16 protein-coding genes are annotated in these 17,075 nt (G+C 50.2%); 6 read left to right on the top strand and 10 right to left on the bottom strand.

Annotation, left to right across the window (positions count from 1 at the left end; all coding sequences use genetic code 11):
- Positions 1–233: 233 nt before the first annotated feature.
- Positions 234–1,664 carry an HDOD domain-containing protein gene (locus tag BTA51_RS26860; protein ID WP_094712170.1) on the top strand — a complete coding sequence of 477 codons (1,431 nt, stop codon included), beginning with the start codon at positions 234–236 and terminating at the stop codon, positions 1,662–1,664.
- Positions 1,665–1,677: 13 nt separating this feature from the next.
- Here the strand turns inward: BTA51_RS26860 and BTA51_RS26855 are convergent, their stop codons facing one another.
- The 3 genes from BTA51_RS26855 to pap form a co-directional block, all read right to left on the bottom strand.
- Positions 1,678–3,171, bottom strand: coding sequence for a M20 family peptidase (locus BTA51_RS26855; RefSeq protein ID WP_094712169.1), 1,494 nt, complete (start codon positions 3,169–3,171; stop codon positions 1,678–1,680).
- A 71-nt stretch (positions 3,172–3,242) separates the two neighbouring features.
- On the bottom strand, positions 3,243–3,632 hold the full coding sequence (locus BTA51_RS26850) for a hypothetical protein (protein WP_094712168.1): 390 nt from the start codon (positions 3,630–3,632) through the stop codon (positions 3,243–3,245).
- Positions 3,633–3,643: 11 nt separating this feature from the next.
- Positions 3,644–5,161, bottom strand: a complete 1,518-nt coding sequence (pap, locus tag BTA51_RS26845; RefSeq protein WP_246841211.1) for a polyphosphate:AMP phosphotransferase — start codon at positions 5,159–5,161, stop codon at positions 3,644–3,646.
- A gap of 148 nt (positions 5,162–5,309) precedes the next feature.
- Here pap and BTA51_RS26840 point away from each other — a divergent pair, with 148 nt between their 5' ends.
- The gene (locus tag BTA51_RS26840; protein ID WP_094712167.1) at positions 5,310–5,861 is read left to right on the top strand and encodes a DUF2878 domain-containing protein; all 552 of its coding nucleotides are present in this window, start codon (positions 5,310–5,312) and stop codon (positions 5,859–5,861) included.
- On the opposite strand, the gene BTA51_RS26835 is transcribed toward BTA51_RS26840, so the two are convergent.
- The gene (locus tag BTA51_RS26835) at positions 5,840–6,733 is read right to left on the bottom strand and encodes a bile acid:sodium symporter family protein (RefSeq protein ID WP_094712166.1); all 894 of its coding nucleotides are present in this window, start codon (positions 6,731–6,733) and stop codon (positions 5,840–5,842) included. The two genes, BTA51_RS26840 and BTA51_RS26835, sit on opposite strands and share 22 nt — an antisense overlap.
- A 280-nt stretch (positions 6,734–7,013) precedes the next feature.
- Between BTA51_RS26835 and BTA51_RS26830 the strand changes: the two genes are divergently transcribed.
- Both BTA51_RS26830 and BTA51_RS26825 read left to right on the top strand, forming a co-directional pair.
- Positions 7,014–7,277 carry a Rho-binding antiterminator gene (locus BTA51_RS26830; protein ID WP_094712165.1) on the top strand — a complete coding sequence of 88 codons (264 nt, stop codon included), beginning with the start codon at positions 7,014–7,016 and terminating at the stop codon, positions 7,275–7,277.
- Positions 7,278–7,333: 56 nt separating this feature from the next.
- Positions 7,334–7,633 (top strand): Dabb family protein, encoded by a 300-nt coding sequence (locus tag BTA51_RS26825; RefSeq protein ID WP_094712164.1) that lies wholly within the window; start codon positions 7,334–7,336, stop codon positions 7,631–7,633.
- Positions 7,634–7,679: 46 nt separating this feature from the next.
- Here BTA51_RS26825 and BTA51_RS26820 read toward each other — a convergent pair whose 3' ends face one another.
- The 6 genes from BTA51_RS26820 to tkt all read right to left on the bottom strand — a co-directional run bounded on the left by BTA51_RS26820 (position 7,680) and on the right by tkt (position 15,386).
- Positions 7,680–8,339 (bottom strand): OmpA family protein, encoded by a 660-nt coding sequence (locus tag BTA51_RS26820; protein ID WP_094712163.1) that lies wholly within the window; start codon positions 8,337–8,339, stop codon positions 7,680–7,682.
- Between the two features lie 220 nt (positions 8,340–8,559).
- Positions 8,560–9,612: an alpha/beta hydrolase gene (locus tag BTA51_RS26815; RefSeq protein WP_246841210.1), complete on the bottom strand. Its 1,053-nt coding sequence runs from the start codon at positions 9,610–9,612 to the stop codon at positions 8,560–8,562.
- Between the two features lie 117 nt (positions 9,613–9,729).
- Entirely contained in the window at positions 9,730–10,794 is a 1,065-nt protein-coding gene (fba, locus tag BTA51_RS26810; protein ID WP_094712162.1) for a class II fructose-bisphosphate aldolase, read from the bottom strand.
- Between the two features lie 166 nt (positions 10,795–10,960).
- A complete protein-coding gene (locus BTA51_RS26805; protein WP_094712161.1) occupies positions 10,961–12,127 on the bottom strand; it encodes a phosphoglycerate kinase in 1,167 nt (388 codons plus the stop codon).
- A 194-nt stretch (positions 12,128–12,321) separates the two neighbouring features.
- Complete coding sequence (gene gap, locus BTA51_RS26800) at positions 12,322–13,332, bottom strand: type I glyceraldehyde-3-phosphate dehydrogenase (protein WP_094712160.1); 1,011 nt, start codon at positions 13,330–13,332, stop codon at positions 12,322–12,324.
- A 44-nt stretch (positions 13,333–13,376) separates the two neighbouring features.
- Positions 13,377–15,386 (bottom strand): transketolase, encoded by a 2,010-nt coding sequence (tkt, locus tag BTA51_RS26795; RefSeq protein ID WP_094712159.1) that lies wholly within the window; start codon positions 15,384–15,386, stop codon positions 13,377–13,379.
- A gap of 452 nt (positions 15,387–15,838) precedes the next feature.
- Between tkt and BTA51_RS26790 the strand changes: the two genes are divergently transcribed.
- Together BTA51_RS26790 and BTA51_RS26785 are read left to right on the top strand one after the other, a co-directional pair.
- Entirely contained in the window at positions 15,839–16,495 is a 657-nt protein-coding gene (locus tag BTA51_RS26790; RefSeq protein ID WP_141215689.1) for a hypothetical protein, read from the top strand.
- Positions 16,492–16,785: a hypothetical protein gene (locus BTA51_RS26785; RefSeq protein ID WP_094712157.1), complete on the top strand. Its 294-nt coding sequence runs from the start codon at positions 16,492–16,494 to the stop codon at positions 16,783–16,785. The genes BTA51_RS26790 and BTA51_RS26785 overlap by 4 nt, the downstream gene beginning before the upstream one ends.
- The last annotated feature ends 290 nt before the right edge of the window (positions 16,786–17,075 follow it).

Here is a 17,075-nt window from a genome sequence, read left to right as displayed (position 1 = left end):
GATACTTCTAAAAAGACGGGTTTTAATGCTTCAGTTCAATAGACTATTATTTTGAATTCAAATGTTAGTTACCTATACATACCTGACATTTCAGACAATCACAAAATTGTACTAATCGTTTGTCCGGATCTTTGCCATAATTACGGGTGTCCAATTTAACCGGTTTCCACCCTGTGATCCGGATTTCAGGGTGACCTCCCCTTCACACTGGCAGTAATACAGGCGGCGCTAACATGGTAAGAATGGGCCCATCTGGTCACGACCCGGGTCATCCCAAAGACTGGGTCGGCTACCTTAGCCAGATAGAGTTACCCGTATTGGCTCAATCCCTGCGGGAAATCAACGAGCTTACAGAATGTTCCACCAGCTCCATCCAGGAGTTGGCTGAAGTCATTTTGCGAGATGCCGACCTGACATCCCAGGTGATACGGCTGTCCAATACCGTTTTCTATAACCTGTCCCATCGGCAGGTGAATACTGTGAGCCGGGCTATTTCATTGATTGGATATGAAACAATCAAAAGCATTGCCATTTCTTCTTTATTAATTGAAAACCTGCTTGGAAAATCGCCCCGGGAAAGACTGCTGAAGACGCTGGCCAAAGCCATGCATGCTGCAGTACAGGCCAGAAACCTGCTGACAAAACCAGAATCCAAACGCCGCGAAGAAGTCTTTATTGCTGCCCTCCTCAGCCATATAGGTGAATTGGCATTCTGGTGTTCGCGAGCCCCTCAAACCGAAGCTTACGATCAGGCGTTAAATCGCCTCACCCCCGTGCAAGCACAGGATCAAATACTGGGAATCCGCTTTAACCTCATAACACAGGGGCTGGTGCGAAAGTGGAAACTGGGATCGTTGGTGGAGGAAGTAGTATCAGGACGATCGACAGACTCGGACCTGGTCCATGCCATCCGCCAGATTATTGGATTGGTTGATGCGGCTGATCAAGGTTGGCAAGGGCAAAAAGTCGCTCCTTATCGCAAGAATCTGGCCTTAACCCTGGATATAACTGAACAGGATCTGGGCACAAAACTGGAAAAAAACGCCGAGGAAACAGCCAAACTGGTGCGGGACTATGGATTGGATAAGATCATTCCCCATATTCCTGGTGTTGGAATGAAGGCCTCGGCCACCAACCTGCACCATTATGAACCAAACCCTGAATTACAACTGGCTGTTCTGCGGGATCTGTCAGACCTGTTGGTTGAGAAGCCGAATCTCAACCTGATACTGCAAACCGTTGTCGAGGGTATTCACCGGGCATTAGGTATGCCCAGAGTGGCACTATTGACGCTGACCGGTACCGATTCGACCTATGTTTCCAAGCTGGCATTAGGGCCCCAGGCGGAAAGCTGGCGGGAGAACTTTACCATCTCGCTGGGTAATGATGATTACCTCAGCGCCATCGCCAAGCGTCCGCCCAACGGATTGATAGATAACCCCAAAGACAAGAACTGGCGCCTCTATAAACGCCCGGATTTTGATCGCTGGATTGGCGAGGTCCCTGCGATGTACGCCTGTCTGGTAGCCTCCAGGCGCGTGATCGGTATCATTTATGCGGATGGTGGAGAACAATACCTGAGGAATCTTGAGGACCGCTTTTCAGCTTTCTGCCATTTCACTCAGCAAGCCCAGCTGGCTCTCTATCAGATTCAGGAACGCTAGAGCGTTATTCTTCTTACTCCCGTCCCGACTGCCGTATGAATGCAACATAGAATTGGATCATACGCAGATAATCATCAACGGCGATTCTTTCGTTTGGCCCATGAATCCGTGGCAGATCTTCTCCGGTTAGGGGAATCGGCAGGAATCGATATTGGTTGTCGGACACGCGCTGGTAGTGCCTCGCATCGGTCGCCCCAATCGTCAGGTACGGGGCCATCACCACCTCCTGATCCCGGAACACGCCCAGACTAACTCCCACCAGAGCACGGAAAAGTGGATTGTCGGTGCTGGAGACCCTGCTGGCCTCACTGGCATAGGGATATGCTTCAATGCTGATCCGATCATCATTAACGATCTGACGAATATGCTCCATCACCACTTCCACAGAATCCTCCGGCAGAAGTCGATAGTTGATCACCGCTGAAGCAGATGAAGGCAGTACATTGTCTTTCTGGCCGCTGTTCAGCATTGTTACGGCCTGAGTCGTACGCACGGTGGCATTGGAGGATTCCTTCGACTCCAGAATGGATAAAACCACCGGTTCGAACAACCAAAGGTTGGCAAACACCGCCCGTTTACCGAATGACATGTAGGGACTTACTGCGTCAAAAAGTTCCCGGGTCGCCCCATCTAGCCGCATTGCGGGCGGATTCTGCTCAAGTCGGGCCACTGCCGCGGCAATGATGCCGGCGGCGGTATGCGGTGGTGGCATCGAGGAGTGCCCACCCTGTCCAAGAGCCTTCAGCTTAACGCTGAGATAACCCTTCTCAGCAATACCGATCAAACCTACAGGCTGGCTGACACCGGGAATAACGGATCGCATGACAAAACCACCTTCATCCAGCACCATACCCGGCTTGATACCTTGCTTCTCAAAATAGGCAGCAATGGCAGCAGCGCCTGTACCGCCCACTTCTTCATCATGACCGAAGGCGAGATAAATGGTGCGGGAAGGCTGCCAGCCAGTCTTCACGAGATTCTCAACAGCCTCCATGATGGCCATCATGGAGGACTTATCATCCAGGGTTCCCCTACCCCAGATATACCCTTCTTCAATGGCGCCGGAGAAAGGAGGAAATTTCCACACATCAAGATTCGTCATTGCAAAAGGCACCACATCCTGGTGGGCCATCAATACAATCGGCGCTTTGCTGGTATCAGTTCCAGGCCATGTGTAGAGCATGCTGAATTTTTGCAGAATCTGCCTGTCCAGATGCTGATGAAGCTTGGGGTAGGCCTGCAGAAGATATTGGTGAAACGAAGTAAATACATTCTCATCCACCAGAGTTTTGGCAGGCTTCCCCTCCTTGGCAGGCAGGACCTGGGAAATGGTTTTGAACTGTATCGCCTGGCTTAACCGGCCGACAGCTTCCTGAGAATCAACCTCAAGATTCTCCGGCTCAATCAGAGGAAGCGAATCCGGTGTCAGCATAAACGTGCGCAATACAATAATTGCCAACACCAGTAACGCTAATAGCAGCGTCCCCAAAGTCACTTTTTTAATCATTTTCAGCCCTTGGTGAATAGCAGAATGAAAGATTCCGACCGGGATATACGCGTTCCTGCTTCAGGATTTCATCAAATCGCGTTGCAAGTATAATCAACCACAATCTTAACGATTGTGCGCCGCAATGGTGCATAAAACAGAATTTCCTTACCGGCAGTCACAAAGCCCACTCGCTTGATAATCAACTCAGGCCCATTCATAAAATGAACTTCGCAGTGGAGGTCAGATTCCTCCAGGTTCTTCAAGGTCAGCACAACCCGATCCTGGACCACGTTCGCACGCTCCTCAATATTCAGCTCCCCCTTATCGGAATATATTTCAACGGGACCATAAAAGTCCGCCCTGGATATCACGGCGACCGATGAGCATAACAACAGCAGCAAAGTAGCCAGATGGTACTTTGTTTGACGCTTGAATTTATTGATCAGTTGGCGGATTCTCTCCAACGTTACAGCCATCATGCACTTCTCCTTCAATCCTCTGCGTTATCCAGTGCTTTTTTTAACCCTTCACAGACCGTTTCCAAAACCCGGATCCTGGCATAATGCTTACTGTTTGCGGCCACCAGAGTCCATGGGGCAAAGTCCGTGCTGGTGCGTACAACCATATCATGAACCGCATTTTCGTAATCCTGCCATCGCTCCCGGTTACGCCAGTCTTCATCTGTAATCTTATAGTTTTTATAGGGGATATCCTCACGCGCCTTAAAACGCTCAAGCTGTTCATCTTTATCAATATGCAGCCAGAACTTCAATAAGACATTGCCACGTGCGCCAATCTGTTCCTCAAAATCATTGATTTCAGAGTAGGCCCTGCGCCATTCCAACTCACTGGCAAATCCCTCCACCCTTTCCACCAGCACCCGGCCATACCAGCTTCGATCATAGATCGTATGTCTTCCTGCCACGGGAACATGACGCCAAAAACGCCACAGATAATGGTGGGATTTTTCTTCATCGGTGGGAGCCGCGATGGAAATCACCCGTGCGATCCTGGCATCCACCGCCTGCATAATTCTTCTGATGGCGCCTCCTTTTCCTGCCGCATCCCAGCCTTCAAATACCAGAATCATGCTAATTCCCTGATGGTAGGCTCTCCAACTCAGCTGATTGAGTTCAGATTGCAGCTCCTCAAGACGTTTTTCATAGTCTTTCTTTTCCAGGCTTGAGGTCAGATCCACCTGATCCAGAACTTTAATGGTGGCATCGTCCGATAAAAGCAGTTTATTTCCGAGCAATTTATCGCTTTTGCGTCGATGCTTCTGCTGAGTCTCTTTAAGATCTCCCAGACGCTTCTGCACAGTTTCAATAACCGTTCTGACCAGAGTGGCATTGCGGTACCGGTCATTGCCCGCCTCAATCAGGAACCAGGGAGCCATTACCTGATCGGACAACCTCACAGCCCTTTCCGCCGCTTTGATAAAACGTCGATAGTTCTTCAGGATGTGTTGGTCAGCCGGTGCGCCAACCCAGCCTTTACCTTCCGCCTTTAGAACATTGCAGAGGTTTTTCTTGAGATCGCTTTCTGATGTGTGCAGCCAGAATTTCAGTATCAGGGCCCCGTCCAGGGAAAGCAGCGTTTCTGTTTGTTCAATTCGCTGCATATGGCTGTCAAATTCATCCTTTTCCTGCTTCCCGGTAGCCCGCTTAATCAGCTCTCCGGTATACCAAGTGCCATAAAACACGCCAATCTGCCCCCGACTGGGGAAGTTACGCCAATACCGCCAAAAACGAGGCCGCCTGGCTTCTTCGTCGGTTTTGGGACCGAACCCGTTAACAATCAACCCACGCGTGTCAAACCACTGGTTCAGCAGATTAACCACCTCCCCTTTACATGTACTGTCCGCCCCCTCGAGCAGAATATACAAGGGAATGTTGGCCTTCTGGAGTGCTGATTGAGTCAACAGCAACTGCTCCCTCAATACCGGCTCCAATTCCCTGTATTCCGCCTTGGTAAGCTTACGTCCGAGTTCCGCGGCTTCAAACATCATGCATCGTCCCCTAAAATGACCCACTTAAACACCAGACATGGGTCAAAATCTAATCAAAGGCTATGTCCTCAGGTTATTTAAGCATAGCGCAGCAATGCGGTGTCCCAACCCATCCGCCAAAATTTGATGACTCAGCGAGATCCGCCATATGTCTTCGACGACCAAAATCAATATGATTGGAAATGCTACCCTGATGACAGCCCTCTGGTACTCGTCTGTTGTGGGTGCGGCTCATCAAGCGGACTGGCCTTCTCCCACCGCACTTGTGGCGCTGATGGCCTGGAGCTTCATATTTGGAAAACAAATACAGGCAGACATGCGCATGGCCTTTATCGGCCTGTTAATCGCCTTCGCAGTAGAGCCCATCTGGATAGGAACCGGTTTAATTGATTACCGGCTACAGCCATCGGCCAGCTATCCACCACTTTGGATTGCCTGTCTGTGGGCAGGTTTTTCCTTAAGCTTCAATCACAGCATGAAATGGTTAAAGGGCCGCTACCTGCTTGCTGCAGGTTTCGGAATACTGGGAGCCCCCATTTCACTATATTCGGCTCATCTGTTAGGTGCTCTTGATGCCCCGGTAGGCTGGGGCTCACTATTGATGGTTTACCTGCCCGTATGGGGAATCCTGATACCAGCCCTGGCCTGGTTATCCGGTATCAGGACTTCCGACGAAGCTCAACGGGACGAAGCCACCTGAATACCTGATTCGCGGCGATATTGCCGCCGCCCGATGGAAATCATTACAGCGGCGCAGATATACATGGAAACCGAATAGATAGCAGCGGGAATGGACATCAGCTCATTGCCGATCACCGACAGAGCAATAAAAATGGCCAGACCGGAATTCTGAATGCCCGCCTCCAGGCCAATGGTCACAGCATCAGCCCGTCCGGCTCGGACCATTCGGGCCATCGCCGTTCCCAGCAACATTGTCGATGCACTGAGTAGCATCAGAAAAGGCCCAAGTGTCGGCATGTTGCCATACAGCACTTCCCAGTCCTTAATTCCTATCGCCGCTACCAACACTGCAAGAAACAGGCTGCTGAACACTGTAATTCTCGACTCCAGCCAATTGGCAAGGTTGGGCCATTTGAATCTGATCAGCATTCCCAGACACACCGGCACAACAGTGACCGCCAACAGGCTCTTGATAATATACCCCTGCGGGATATCAACGGGTGCAGCCTGTTGTGACAGCACCATAGCGCCGAGAGCAAGAGTTACCGGCAGAGTTAATAAAGACAGAAGACTGCTGATGGTGGTCAGACTGACCGACAGCGCAAGGTTTCCCCGCGCCAGGTAAGTAAAGATATTGGACGTCGTCCCCCCGGGACAGCATGCCAGTATCAGAATCCCGTATTTGAACTCTACCGACACCGGCGCCAGCCAGGCAATAATGATTCCGATAAGTGGTAACAGAATCACCTGTGAGAGCAGACCCGCCGCCATAGCCGCACGATCTTTAACGGCCACATAGAGCTGCGCCCGACTCAAGGTCGCTCCCAGGCCAAACATGATGATAAATAATCCTAAAGGCACTCCAATGCGAAATAATAGACTGTCCGTCATGAATCAAGCTTCCCGTATTCCTATGTCTGGCTGAGCAAAAGTGGAAAATGCATTGTCTTTCTTTTGTTAACTGGAATCAAAACCTGTGTTACCTGGAATCAGAACCTGTGTTACCTGGAATCAGAACCTGTATCAATGGGGCTGAAAACCTGCGGGCTGGAAGCTTACGACTATATGAAATCCGCTAAATCAGCGTATGATAGGGAAATTCTTTACTTTTACCTGATGCATTGGCCTGACACTTTGACGGCACCCCCGGAAAGGAACAGGAGACTGGAAAATGACAAGCGACTACAAACCAATTACCTGCGACCGCCACGATTTTCTGGAAATTGCCTGTCTTTACCACTATGACATAACAATAGAAACCATTGACGAGCAGCGAATAAGAGGACAGGCTGTTACCACCAGAACCCTGGCGGACAAGACGGAATGGCTTGTGTACAAGTGTGATGACAGTACCAGGCAAATACATTTGGACAGGATCAAGGCGATCACTCCGCTGGCGCCAATGGCCAGATTTCAGCGGCAAAATATCAATTGATCGCCAGGACTCATCCCTTTAAAGGACAATAACCTTTACCAAGAAAGTGGAATATCATGATCAGAAGAGTAGTGCTTTGGCGCTTGAAAGCGCAGAGTGAAGAGGAAAAACACCGCGATGCAGCCCAGATCAAACAGGCTCTGGAATCCATGCGCAATAAGATTCCCGGAATGATCAGTATCACCGTTGGTATCAATACCAGTCAGTCAGAAGATGCCTCCGATGTGGTGATGCAGGTCGACTTTTCCAACCAGGAAGCACTGGAAGCCTATGAAACCCACCCCGAGCATGAAAAGGTAAAACCGATTGTGGGAGCCCTGCGCGGAGAACGCAGAGTAGTGGAGTACGAAATCTAAAAAAAATGCCGCTGATCAGCGGCATTTTTTGTCAGGGTTGTACTGATCAGCCTTCCATAGGAAGCAATTTCAGTTCAACGCGACGGTTAGCTGCACGGCCTTCTGCCGTTTTGTTGGTCGCCACCGGATAACGGGGGCCAAAACCGACCGCTTGCACACGAGATGAAGCAACTCCCTGAGTCACCAGGAACTGGCCAACGCTTTGTGCACGCTGCTCACTCAGACGCTGGTTCAGGTCGGCACCACCGGTAGAGTCGGTATGCCCTGCCACTTCAATAATCGTTTTATCGAATTCTTTCAGCACCAGACCAACTGATTCCAGGGTCGGGTAAAAGCCCGATTTAACTTCTGAACGACCGGTGTCAAACGTGATATTACCAGGCATGACCAGGGTAATTTCATTTCCGTTACGAACAACACGAACACCGGTTCCTTCCAGCTTATGACGCAGTTCAGCTTCCTGCTTGTCCATGTAGTAACCGATACCACCACCAATAGCGCCACCGGCAGTAGCTCCAATCAGTGCACCTTTGGCACGGTCTTTCTTACTGGAAGTTGCAGCTCCTATCACAGCACCGCTCACAGCGCCAATAACAGCTCCTGCCGTCGCATTAGAGGTCTTCTTCTCACCGGTATAGGGATCATAGGTCTGGCAACCGGATGCCAAAGCACCAACCACAACCAGGGCGACTATTTTAGATTTCATTCAAGATTCTCCGAATAACGTTTGGATGACACATATAGTGCCCTATTTTGCCTGAACAGAAGCTTAAGAAATGTTAGCCATTGTTAATATTTCCTGCCTTAACGTCGATTAGTGCAACGTATTCCGCATACAATTCGTTACATTTACATCCCGATCCAAAATCCCACCCCACCTCAAAAGACTGCTGACTGAGTCCTTCTCAGGAAGAGTCGGCTTCTATTCAGGAAGGTTTGGCCTCTATCGGTTGCTCGTCATTGAGAGCGTCATTAAACGCCTGAGCCACCCACTCGAATACCTGGTTGCGAATCGGCACAGACTCGTTGACTAATTGATGCCGACCTTCCGGCAGGAACTTTACATCGGCATTCGGCAATAGTTTCTGCAACTGGGGAATATTGTGTCTCCAGTCAACGGTCGTGTCATCCTGCCCCTGAATAATAGTGACCGGATGTGCCAGAGGGTCTGATGCCTCAATTTCCTTGACCCAGCGTCTGAGCGCACCGACCCAGTCAATGGAGACAGCCCTGGACTGCAAGGGATCCTTCTCCTTGAGGAATCGGATAAAATCATTGTCATGGGAGTTCGGCATGAACACCCGCTTCCAGGTACGCAGGAAGGGTCCCAGAAAGGTATGCAGAAATAATGCTGAGCGCCAACCCAATGGACGAACCAGGGGTGCCAGTAAGACCCAATGTCGAAAGGGGCTGGTCTCACTGGAAAACCGATGGCTGCAGAGATAGTCCACCAACACTGCCGCCCCCGTACTCTGCCCGACCGCCAGCCAGGGTTCAGGAACATGCCCTTTGCAGAACTCAAGGCATGCCTCAAGCACCTTCTGATATTGGGTAAAACTTTGGATTGATACAGGCTCACCACTGGACAGGCCGTGCCCGGGAAGATCATAGGCAACGACAGAATACCCCTCTCTCAACAGATACTCGATCATATGGCCGTATAGCCCGACATGGTCAAAGTAGCCGTGAAAGACAAACACCGTCCCCCGGGGACGAGGTGGAGAATAAACATGCATGGCCAGCCGGAATCCCAATGCCTCGAAATAGCCGAGACGATGCGTGGTTCCGGTGATACGCGTTTCCTTATCAATCCGATAGTAACGGCAATAACGCTCCTCGATATCGGTCATCTCCGGTGCATCGGAAAATGATATCGGGCGCAGCTGGGCACTTAATTTCTCTCTATCCCAAAACGGTGTCATTACATCATCCAGGTAAAAGTCAGTATCACTGGCCAGCGCCAGCAAGTCTGTCAGCATAGCAGATGCTGTTTATATTTAGTTTAGAGCGCTGATAAAAAAGCCACCAAGGCGTGATACCTGGTGGCTCTTGTTCAGTTAAGAGCCCCGCGATAGGAGAGGCTCTTTATCACTCAATCAATTGATTTTGGGATCAAGCTCACCCGCAATATAACGCTGGGTCATATCATCCAGGGAGATCACCTTGATCTTGCTCGCCTGACCAGCAGTACCAAATGCGTTATAACGCGCCACACAGATATCCTTCATAGCTTTGGTCGCATGAGTCAGGTATTTACGCGGATCGAATTCAGACTTGTTCTGTGCCATGAAACGGCGAATCGCACCAGTGGAGGCCAGACGCAGGTCAGTATCGATGTTCACCTTGCGAACACCGTGCTTGATACCTTCCTGGATCTCTTCCACAGGAACACCGTAAGTTTCAGGAATTTCTCCGCCGAACTCGTTGATTACTGCCAGCCAGTCCTGGGGTACAGAAGAGGAACCGTGCATCACCAAGTGGGTATTGGGGATACGCTGGTGGATCGCCTTGATACGCTCGATCGCCAGAATGTCACCCGTGGGTGGACGGGTAAATTTATACGCGCCGTGGCTGGTACCGATCGCGATGGCCAGAGCATCAACTTTGGTCTTGGAAACGAAGTCTGCTGCTTCATCCGGATCCGTCAGCATCTGGTCATGACTCAGAGTACCTTCTGCGCCAATACCGTCTTCCTCGCCCGCCTGTCCGGTTTCCAGAGAGCCCAGACAACCCAGCTCACCTTCGACGGATACACCACAGGCGTGAGCCATTTCAACGGTACGACGGGTAACGTCAAGGTTGTATTCGTAGCTGGTAGGAGTTTTGCCGTCTTCCCCAAGGGAACCGTCCATCATTACAGATGAAAAGCCCAGTTGAATGGAACGCTGACAAACAGAAGGAGAGGTACCGTGATCCTGATGCATAACCACCGGAATATGGGGAAACTCTTCAATTGCCGCCAGAATCAAGTGACGCAGGAAAGGCGCTCCTGCATATTTCCGGGCTCCGGCAGAAGCCTGCACGATCACCGGGCTGTCGGTTTCATCGGCAGCTTCCATAATGGCCCGCATCTGTTCCAGGTTGTTAACGTTAAATGCCGGAACACCGTACTCGTATTCTGCGGCATGGTCCAGAAGCTGACGCATGGTAATCAATGCCATCGATCTTCCCCTCAGTTGCTTAATTGATTAGTAAGTTATTAGACCGGCTCCCTGGGGAGCCGGTATCGACCCTTTAGTTCTTTTTAAAAAGATAATCAGTTATTAAAAAGACAATCCGTCTTTAATCAGATCCACTTTCTGAAAATATAACTGGAAAGCCTTAATTTTAACCTTCAGCGCGCTTCTCAAGCATCGCCACCGCCGGCAGTGTCTTGCCTTCCACAAATTCAAGGAATGCACCGCCACCAGTAGAGATATAGGAAATCTGCTCTTTAACGCCATATTTATCAATGGCCGCCAGTGTATCGCCACCACCGGCAATAGAGAAGGCTCCAGAAGACGCAATGGCTTTTGCCAGAGCTTCGGTGCCGCCGCCAAACTGATCAAATTCAAATACGCCTACAGGACCATTCCACAAAATGGTCTTGGCGGACTTCAGTACTTCCGCCAGTTGTGCGGCGGTGTCAGGCCCGATATCCAAAATCATGTCTTCATCATTGACCTCAGCTACCGGCTTGGTGGTCGCTGCGGCAGATTCGCTGAATTCACTGGCCACAACCACATCTGTAGGCAGAGGGATGTTCACCTTGGCAGCAATATTTTTAGCGGTATCCAGCAGATCCATCTCGCACAGAGATTTACCGACTTTCTGGCCAGCCGCGGCAAGGAATGTGTTGGCTATTCCGCCACCCACAATCAAGGAGTCACAGATATCAGACAGGGAGTTCAAAACATCCAGCTTGGTGGACACCTTGGAGCCGGCCACAATTGCCACCATCGGGCGAGCAGGATTACCCAGCGCTTTACCCAGAGCCTCAAGCTCTGCTGCCAGCAAAGGACCTGCACAGGCAACCGGCGCGAATTTCGCCACACCATGGGTAGAAGCCTGAGCCCGGTGAGCGGTACCGAATGCGTCCATGACAAAAATGTCGCAAAGTGCGGCATATTTCTGAGACAGTTCTTCACCGTCCTTCTTCTCGCCAGGATTAAAGCGAACATTCTCGAACAGGACCAACGAACCTTCATCCAGATTGAATCCACCGTCCAGATAGTCCTTCAATACAGGAACATCCTGACCCAGCAGCTGGGACAGATACTCTCCTACCGGTTTCATGGAATTCTCTTCAGAGAATACACCTTCTTCAGGGCGGCCCAGGTGAGACATGACCATCACTTTAGCGCCCTGTTCCAAGGCAAGCTTGATGGTTGGCAATGCAGCCAGGATACGGGCGTCAGATGTCACTTTGCCATTTTTCACTGGGACGTTGAGATCTTCACGGATCAGGACCCTTTTGCCTTTCAGGTCCAGGTCGGTCATTTTGATTACAGACATGGTGGTAAACCTCTTAAGTTCTATCGTAAAACTTTGAATGTATACATTTCGTAGTTGTTCGTTATCAGGCCAAGGTTTCGACCCGTATGTCTTTCGACCATCCCATAATTTTTATCTGCCCAGCGGGCTTGCCGGGCTATTTTAATTCGTGTGAACGGGCCCTGATGCCCATCATAAACAGGCCCTGTTTCCGATCATAAATTGAACCAGCATGCACTGGTGTCCAGCATTCGATTGGCAAATCCCCATTCGTTATCAAACCAGGCCATGACTTTGATCAGGCGGTTACCACTCACCTGGGTCTGATTACCATCCACAATGCCACTACGGCAATCGTGGTTGAAATCGCAGGAAGTCAGGGGTTCTTCGGTATAACCGATAATGCCGTCAAATTGTTGCTCTGAGGCTACGCGCAGGATTTCATTGACCTCTGCCGCCGAGGTTTCCCGGCTGACACATACGGTCAGATCCATCATGGATACATTAATTACCGGAACCCGTACCGCATTGGCTTCGAATTTACCGGTCAGGTGGGGTAACAACCGCTCAATCCCCTTGGCCAGCCCGGTGTTGACCGGCACCAACGAAGCCATAGCGCTACGGGTACGACGCAAGTCATGGTGGTGATAGGCGTCGATGACCGGCTGATCGTTCATCGCAGAATGAATGGTGGTAATCACCCCTCTTTCGATAGTCAGCTGGTCATCCAATAGCTTGATGATAGGAACGATGCAATTAGTGGTACAGGAAGCGTTGGAGACAATGGTGTGTTCTGGTTTGAGTCCGTCCTGGTTAATACCGAATACCACCGTGTGGTCCACGGTCGCTTCTGCCGGCTGAGAAAACAGCACTTTACCTGCACCCGAATCGATATGACGCTGTGCGGTTTCCCGGTCCGAAAAAGCACCGGTACATTCCAACACCAGATCCACACCGATCTCACCCCAGGGCAACTTTCCGGGATCGGGCTCCCTGACCAGACGGATATGATCCCCATTTACCATCAGGTGACCATCCCGTATGGACACCTCCCCACGGAAAGGACCGTGGGTGGTGTCATAGCGGGTCAGGTAAGCAATGGTTTCAGCATCGGAAAGCTCGTTAACAGCCACCACCTGCATGGACTGCCGGTAACCGGACTCATAGAGTGCGCGCAAGACACATTGCCCGATACGTCCATAACCATTGATTGCCACTCGCAACATAACGCTAAAACATCCCTACTCTTCCCCGTACTACGGGGTTAACTTCAAGCGTCCAGGGAATCAAACAGTTCATTCGCCTGGGCGACCACATTGTCAACGGTAAAGCCAAACTCTTCGAACAACAGGTTGGCAGGCGCTGACTCGCCAAAAGTGCTCATGCCGATGATGCGTCCGTCAAGACCTACATACTTGTACCAGAAGTCTTCATGGGCTGCTTCAATCGCAATACGGGCAGTCACTTCCAAAGGCAATACCGACTGACGGTAAGCAATATCCTGCTTTTCGAACACGTCAGTGGACGGCATGGATACCACACGTACCTTTTTGCCCTGCTCTGACAATTTCGCGGCAGCATCAACGGCCAGGCCGATTTCAGAACCAGTAGCAATCAGGATCAGGTCCGGTTGACCATCGCAGTCTTTCAGCACATATCCACCGCGGGCGACATTGCTGAGCTGTTCATCAGTACGGGCCTGATGAGGCAGTCCCTGACGAGAGAAGATCATCGCAGTTGGACCATCTTCACGGGTGATTGCCGCTTTCCAGGCCACAGCAGACTCTACCGCATCACATGGACGCCAAGTGCTCATGTTAGGAGTGGTACGCAGGTTGGCAATTTGTTCAATCGGCTGGTGGGTTGGGCCGTCTTCACCCAAACCGATGGAGTCGTGGGTAAATACAAAGATGGAACGTTGTTTCATCAACGCCGCCATGCGCACCGCATTGCGGGCGTATTCCATGAATACCAGGAAGGTTGCGCCGTAGGGAACGAAACCACCGTGCAGGGCAATACCATTCATCATGGCAGACATACCGAATTCACGGACGCCGTAGAAAATATAGTTACCGGACGCGTCTTCCTTGCTTACCCCTTTGCTGTCTTTCCACAGCGTCAGGTTGGAGCCTGCCAGATCAGCCGAGCCGCCCAGTAATTCAGGCAGCAATGGTGCATAGGCGTTAATGGAATTCTGTGATGCTTTACGGCTGGCAATGGTTTCGCCTTTTTCCTGACAGGCAGCGATGTATTCGTCGGCCTTGGCAACGAAATCTGCTGGCAGTTCACCCTTGCAGCGACGCACCAGTTCGACAGCCAGCTCAGGATGGGCAGCCTGGTAGGCTTCGAACTTGCTGCCCCAGGCTGATTGCGCCTGAGCACCCTTGTCACGGCCATTCCATTCAGCGTAAATATCTTCAGGCACCTCAAAGGCAGGGTGTTCCCAGCCCAATGCCGCACGAGTAGCCACAATCTCGTCATCGCCCAATGGCGCACCGTGACACTCTTCTTTACCTTGTTTGTTGGGAGAGCCGTAACCAATAATGGTTTTGCAGCAGATCAGTGTCGGACGACCGCTGTCACCACGGGCTTTCTCAATAGCAGCCTTGATGGCATCACTGTCGTGGCCGTCAACGCCAGGAATAACCTGCCAGCCATAAGCTTCAAAACGCTTAGGAGTATCGTCGGTGAACCAACCCTCTACTTCACCATCGATAGAAATGCCGTTGTCATCATAGAAACAGATCAGCTTGCCCAATCCCTGAGTACCGGCCAAAGAAGCGACTTCATGGGAAATACCTTCCATCAGGCAGCCATCTCCCAGAAAAACGTAGGTATAGTGGTCGATAACGTCGTGACCTTCGCGGTTGAACTGAGCTGCCAGGATCTTCTCAGCCAAGGCCATACCGACAGCGTTGGCAATCCCCTGCCCCAGAGGGCCAGTGGTGGTCTCTACGCCAGGCGCATAGCCATATTCAGGGTGTCCGGGAGTCCTGGAATGCAGTTGACGGAAATTCTTCAGGTCGTCAATGGAAAGATCATAGCCACTCAGGTGCAGCAAGGAGTACAACAGCATGGAGCCGTGGCCGTTGGAAAGGACAAAGCGGTCACGGTTGATCCAGGATGGATCCGCGGGATTGTGTTGCAGATAATCTCGCCACAATACTTCGGCTATGTCTGCCATCCCCATGGGGGCACCCGGGTGACCTGACTTGGCTTTTTGCACTGCATCCATGCTCAGGGCACGGATAGCATTGGCGAGTTGTTTACGCGAAGGCATTCATTCTCTCCCGCTCGGATCGAGTCTTATTTCAAGGATTAGATATTGCTACATCTGCTAGCTGCGAAAAAAGGAGGGGTATTTTCTAACATTAATAGGGAGGGAGCAAATTTGATTATTAAAAAGTCACTGGCTACTACTTTATTCCCGGCCCACCGATACTTTTGCTCAGTTTCTCAGGGATTTTGCCTTCCTTTTATTGGCCACAATCTATAACTCCATAAATAACAAACAACCCCGTACTGATTTGTCACAAACCGACAACCGGTGCGGAATGGATATTTCCCGGTTGCCAGATTTGTGACAAACTCCATTTTGACACAGCCTGCACGTTTAACTCTCATTAAAAATCAATAACATAATTACACTTTCTCCCAGTCCTCGGGTAGCATCGGTTGTGTGTCCTCTATAATTGAGAAGCGACCAAACAATAATCGAGTAATAAATCTCACATGAAAACCTATGAAGACATCATCGATGCAATGTGCGCCTTATATAGTGACGCCTTTTCAAATGCACTTCCGATAAAGGAAAGTATGAGAAAGCAATGGAGCGAACCAGACAGGCTCGACTGGATCGCTATTGGCCAGGAGCAGGAAAACTGGTATCTCAATTTTTCCTGCGGCGAGGCTGTTGCAGATCGTCGGTCTTTACGGGGTTATCTGTCTCATGTGGACGAATATGCAGACAATGGATTGGCACGTGGCGCAATACTATTGGACATGATCCGCTATGAGTTGATTGATTGGACGCCTTTTGAAGATGAGGATGACGTTGAAGAAGACCAAGGGGAAATGAATACATTCATCATTTTCAGCGCATTATTTCTTATTGCTGCAAAACTCCGCAGAGAGCTGCTCCCAAGGATAGAAGAAATAGCTCTGGCAGAGCCACTAGAGGTGACCGTTTTCGATGACATAGAAGCCTCTCACCTCAATGCTCGTCCGCCTACGTATAATGGCCTCGAACTCACCAAGCAAAATCTGCTGAAATTACTCCCAACTCTCTGTCGCGAGCAAAAACACAGGGACTATCTGACAAGCCTACTAGATCTCAATCGAAAGAATCATGAAAATGCGTTAGATATTGCCGATAGATTTATCTCATGAAGAAGAGAATCAGAAAAATAGTCGTGAACAGAGCTCCCTACAACTGGATGGTAGAGGAGAGTTTATGGCCCGAGGGCTTTTTGAAAATCTGGATAGACAGTCAAAAAACAAGGCCATGGCTTGTCATCAAATTTTCTCTCCTGGAGACGGTCAGACCTTCCTCGGTCGCATCAATAGTTCGAAAAGCCCAAGAAATAAAAGAAGAAATACAGCTTACTGAAAGCAACGTTCCAAATTGCAGATACGAAAATGACATCTTAACGGCGATAAATGAGTCCCCCTCATATTGAGGCCGGTGAGGAAAGAATACTCTGTGGAGAGTAGAGATTAAAACCAAGCAGCAAAAATAGATTCAAAGGAATTACATAAGGAAGTTACATGAGTGGATACATAATCTATCACTACAATGTTATCGATAAGGAACGTATAAACGAGCTGGGACCAAGGTCACTGGGGTTCTACCCCGTGACTGCGGACACTTCTAAAAAGAGGCACAATGTGCCAAAGGAGTGTTTATGAGCAAACGCAAAAAATATAGTCCAGAGTTCAAGCGTGAAGCAATTGCTTTGACCAGACAACC

The sequence above is a fragment of the Hahella sp. CCB-MM4 genome (genome assembly GCF_002260525.1).
In the GTDB taxonomy this organism is placed as follows: Bacteria; Pseudomonadota; Gammaproteobacteria; order Pseudomonadales; family Oleiphilaceae; genus Hahella.
Note: the sequence above shows the minus strand (reverse complement) of the source record. Positions and strands in the feature narration are given on the sequence as shown.

Excerpts from the sequence above, each read along its gene's own strand:
- fba (WP_094712162.1), bottom strand. The coding sequence starts at position 10,794 with ATGGCATTGATTACCATGCGTCAGCTTCTGGACCATGCCGCAGAATAC.
- tkt (WP_094712159.1), bottom strand. The coding sequence starts at position 15,386 with ATGCCTTCGCGTAAACAACTCGCCAATGCTATCCGTGCCCTGAGCATG.
- BTA51_RS26815 (WP_246841210.1), bottom strand. The coding sequence starts at position 9,612 with ATGCTGACAGACTTGCTGGCGCTGGCCAGTGATACTGACTTTTACCTG.
- BTA51_RS26825 (WP_094712164.1), top strand. The coding sequence starts at position 7,334 with ATGATCAGAAGAGTAGTGCTTTGGCGCTTGAAAGCGCAGAGTGAAGAG.
- BTA51_RS26850 (WP_094712168.1), bottom strand. The coding sequence starts at position 3,632 with ATGATGGCTGTAACGTTGGAGAGAATCCGCCAACTGATCAATAAATTC.
- BTA51_RS26860 (WP_094712170.1), top strand. The coding sequence starts at position 234 with ATGGTAAGAATGGGCCCATCTGGTCACGACCCGGGTCATCCCAAAGAC.
- BTA51_RS26840 (WP_094712167.1), top strand. The coding sequence starts at position 5,310 with ATGTCTTCGACGACCAAAATCAATATGATTGGAAATGCTACCCTGATG.
- BTA51_RS26790 (WP_141215689.1), top strand. The coding sequence starts at position 15,839 with ATGAAAACCTATGAAGACATCATCGATGCAATGTGCGCCTTATATAGT.
- gap (WP_094712160.1), bottom strand. The coding sequence starts at position 13,332 with ATGTTGCGAGTGGCAATCAATGGTTATGGACGTATCGGGCAATGTGTC.
- BTA51_RS26785 (WP_094712157.1), top strand. The coding sequence starts at position 16,492 with ATGAAGAAGAGAATCAGAAAAATAGTCGTGAACAGAGCTCCCTACAAC.
- BTA51_RS26830 (WP_094712165.1), top strand. The coding sequence starts at position 7,014 with ATGACAAGCGACTACAAACCAATTACCTGCGACCGCCACGATTTTCTG.
- BTA51_RS26835 (WP_094712166.1), bottom strand. The coding sequence starts at position 6,733 with ATGACGGACAGTCTATTATTTCGCATTGGAGTGCCTTTAGGATTATTT.
- pap (WP_246841211.1), bottom strand. The coding sequence starts at position 5,161 with ATGATGTTTGAAGCCGCGGAACTCGGACGTAAGCTTACCAAGGCGGAA.
- BTA51_RS26820 (WP_094712163.1), bottom strand. The coding sequence starts at position 8,339 with ATGAAATCTAAAATAGTCGCCCTGGTTGTGGTTGGTGCTTTGGCATCC.
- BTA51_RS26855 (WP_094712169.1), bottom strand. The coding sequence starts at position 3,171 with ATGATTAAAAAAGTGACTTTGGGGACGCTGCTATTAGCGTTACTGGTG.
- BTA51_RS26805 (WP_094712161.1), bottom strand. The coding sequence starts at position 12,127 with ATGTCTGTAATCAAAATGACCGACCTGGACCTGAAAGGCAAAAGGGTC.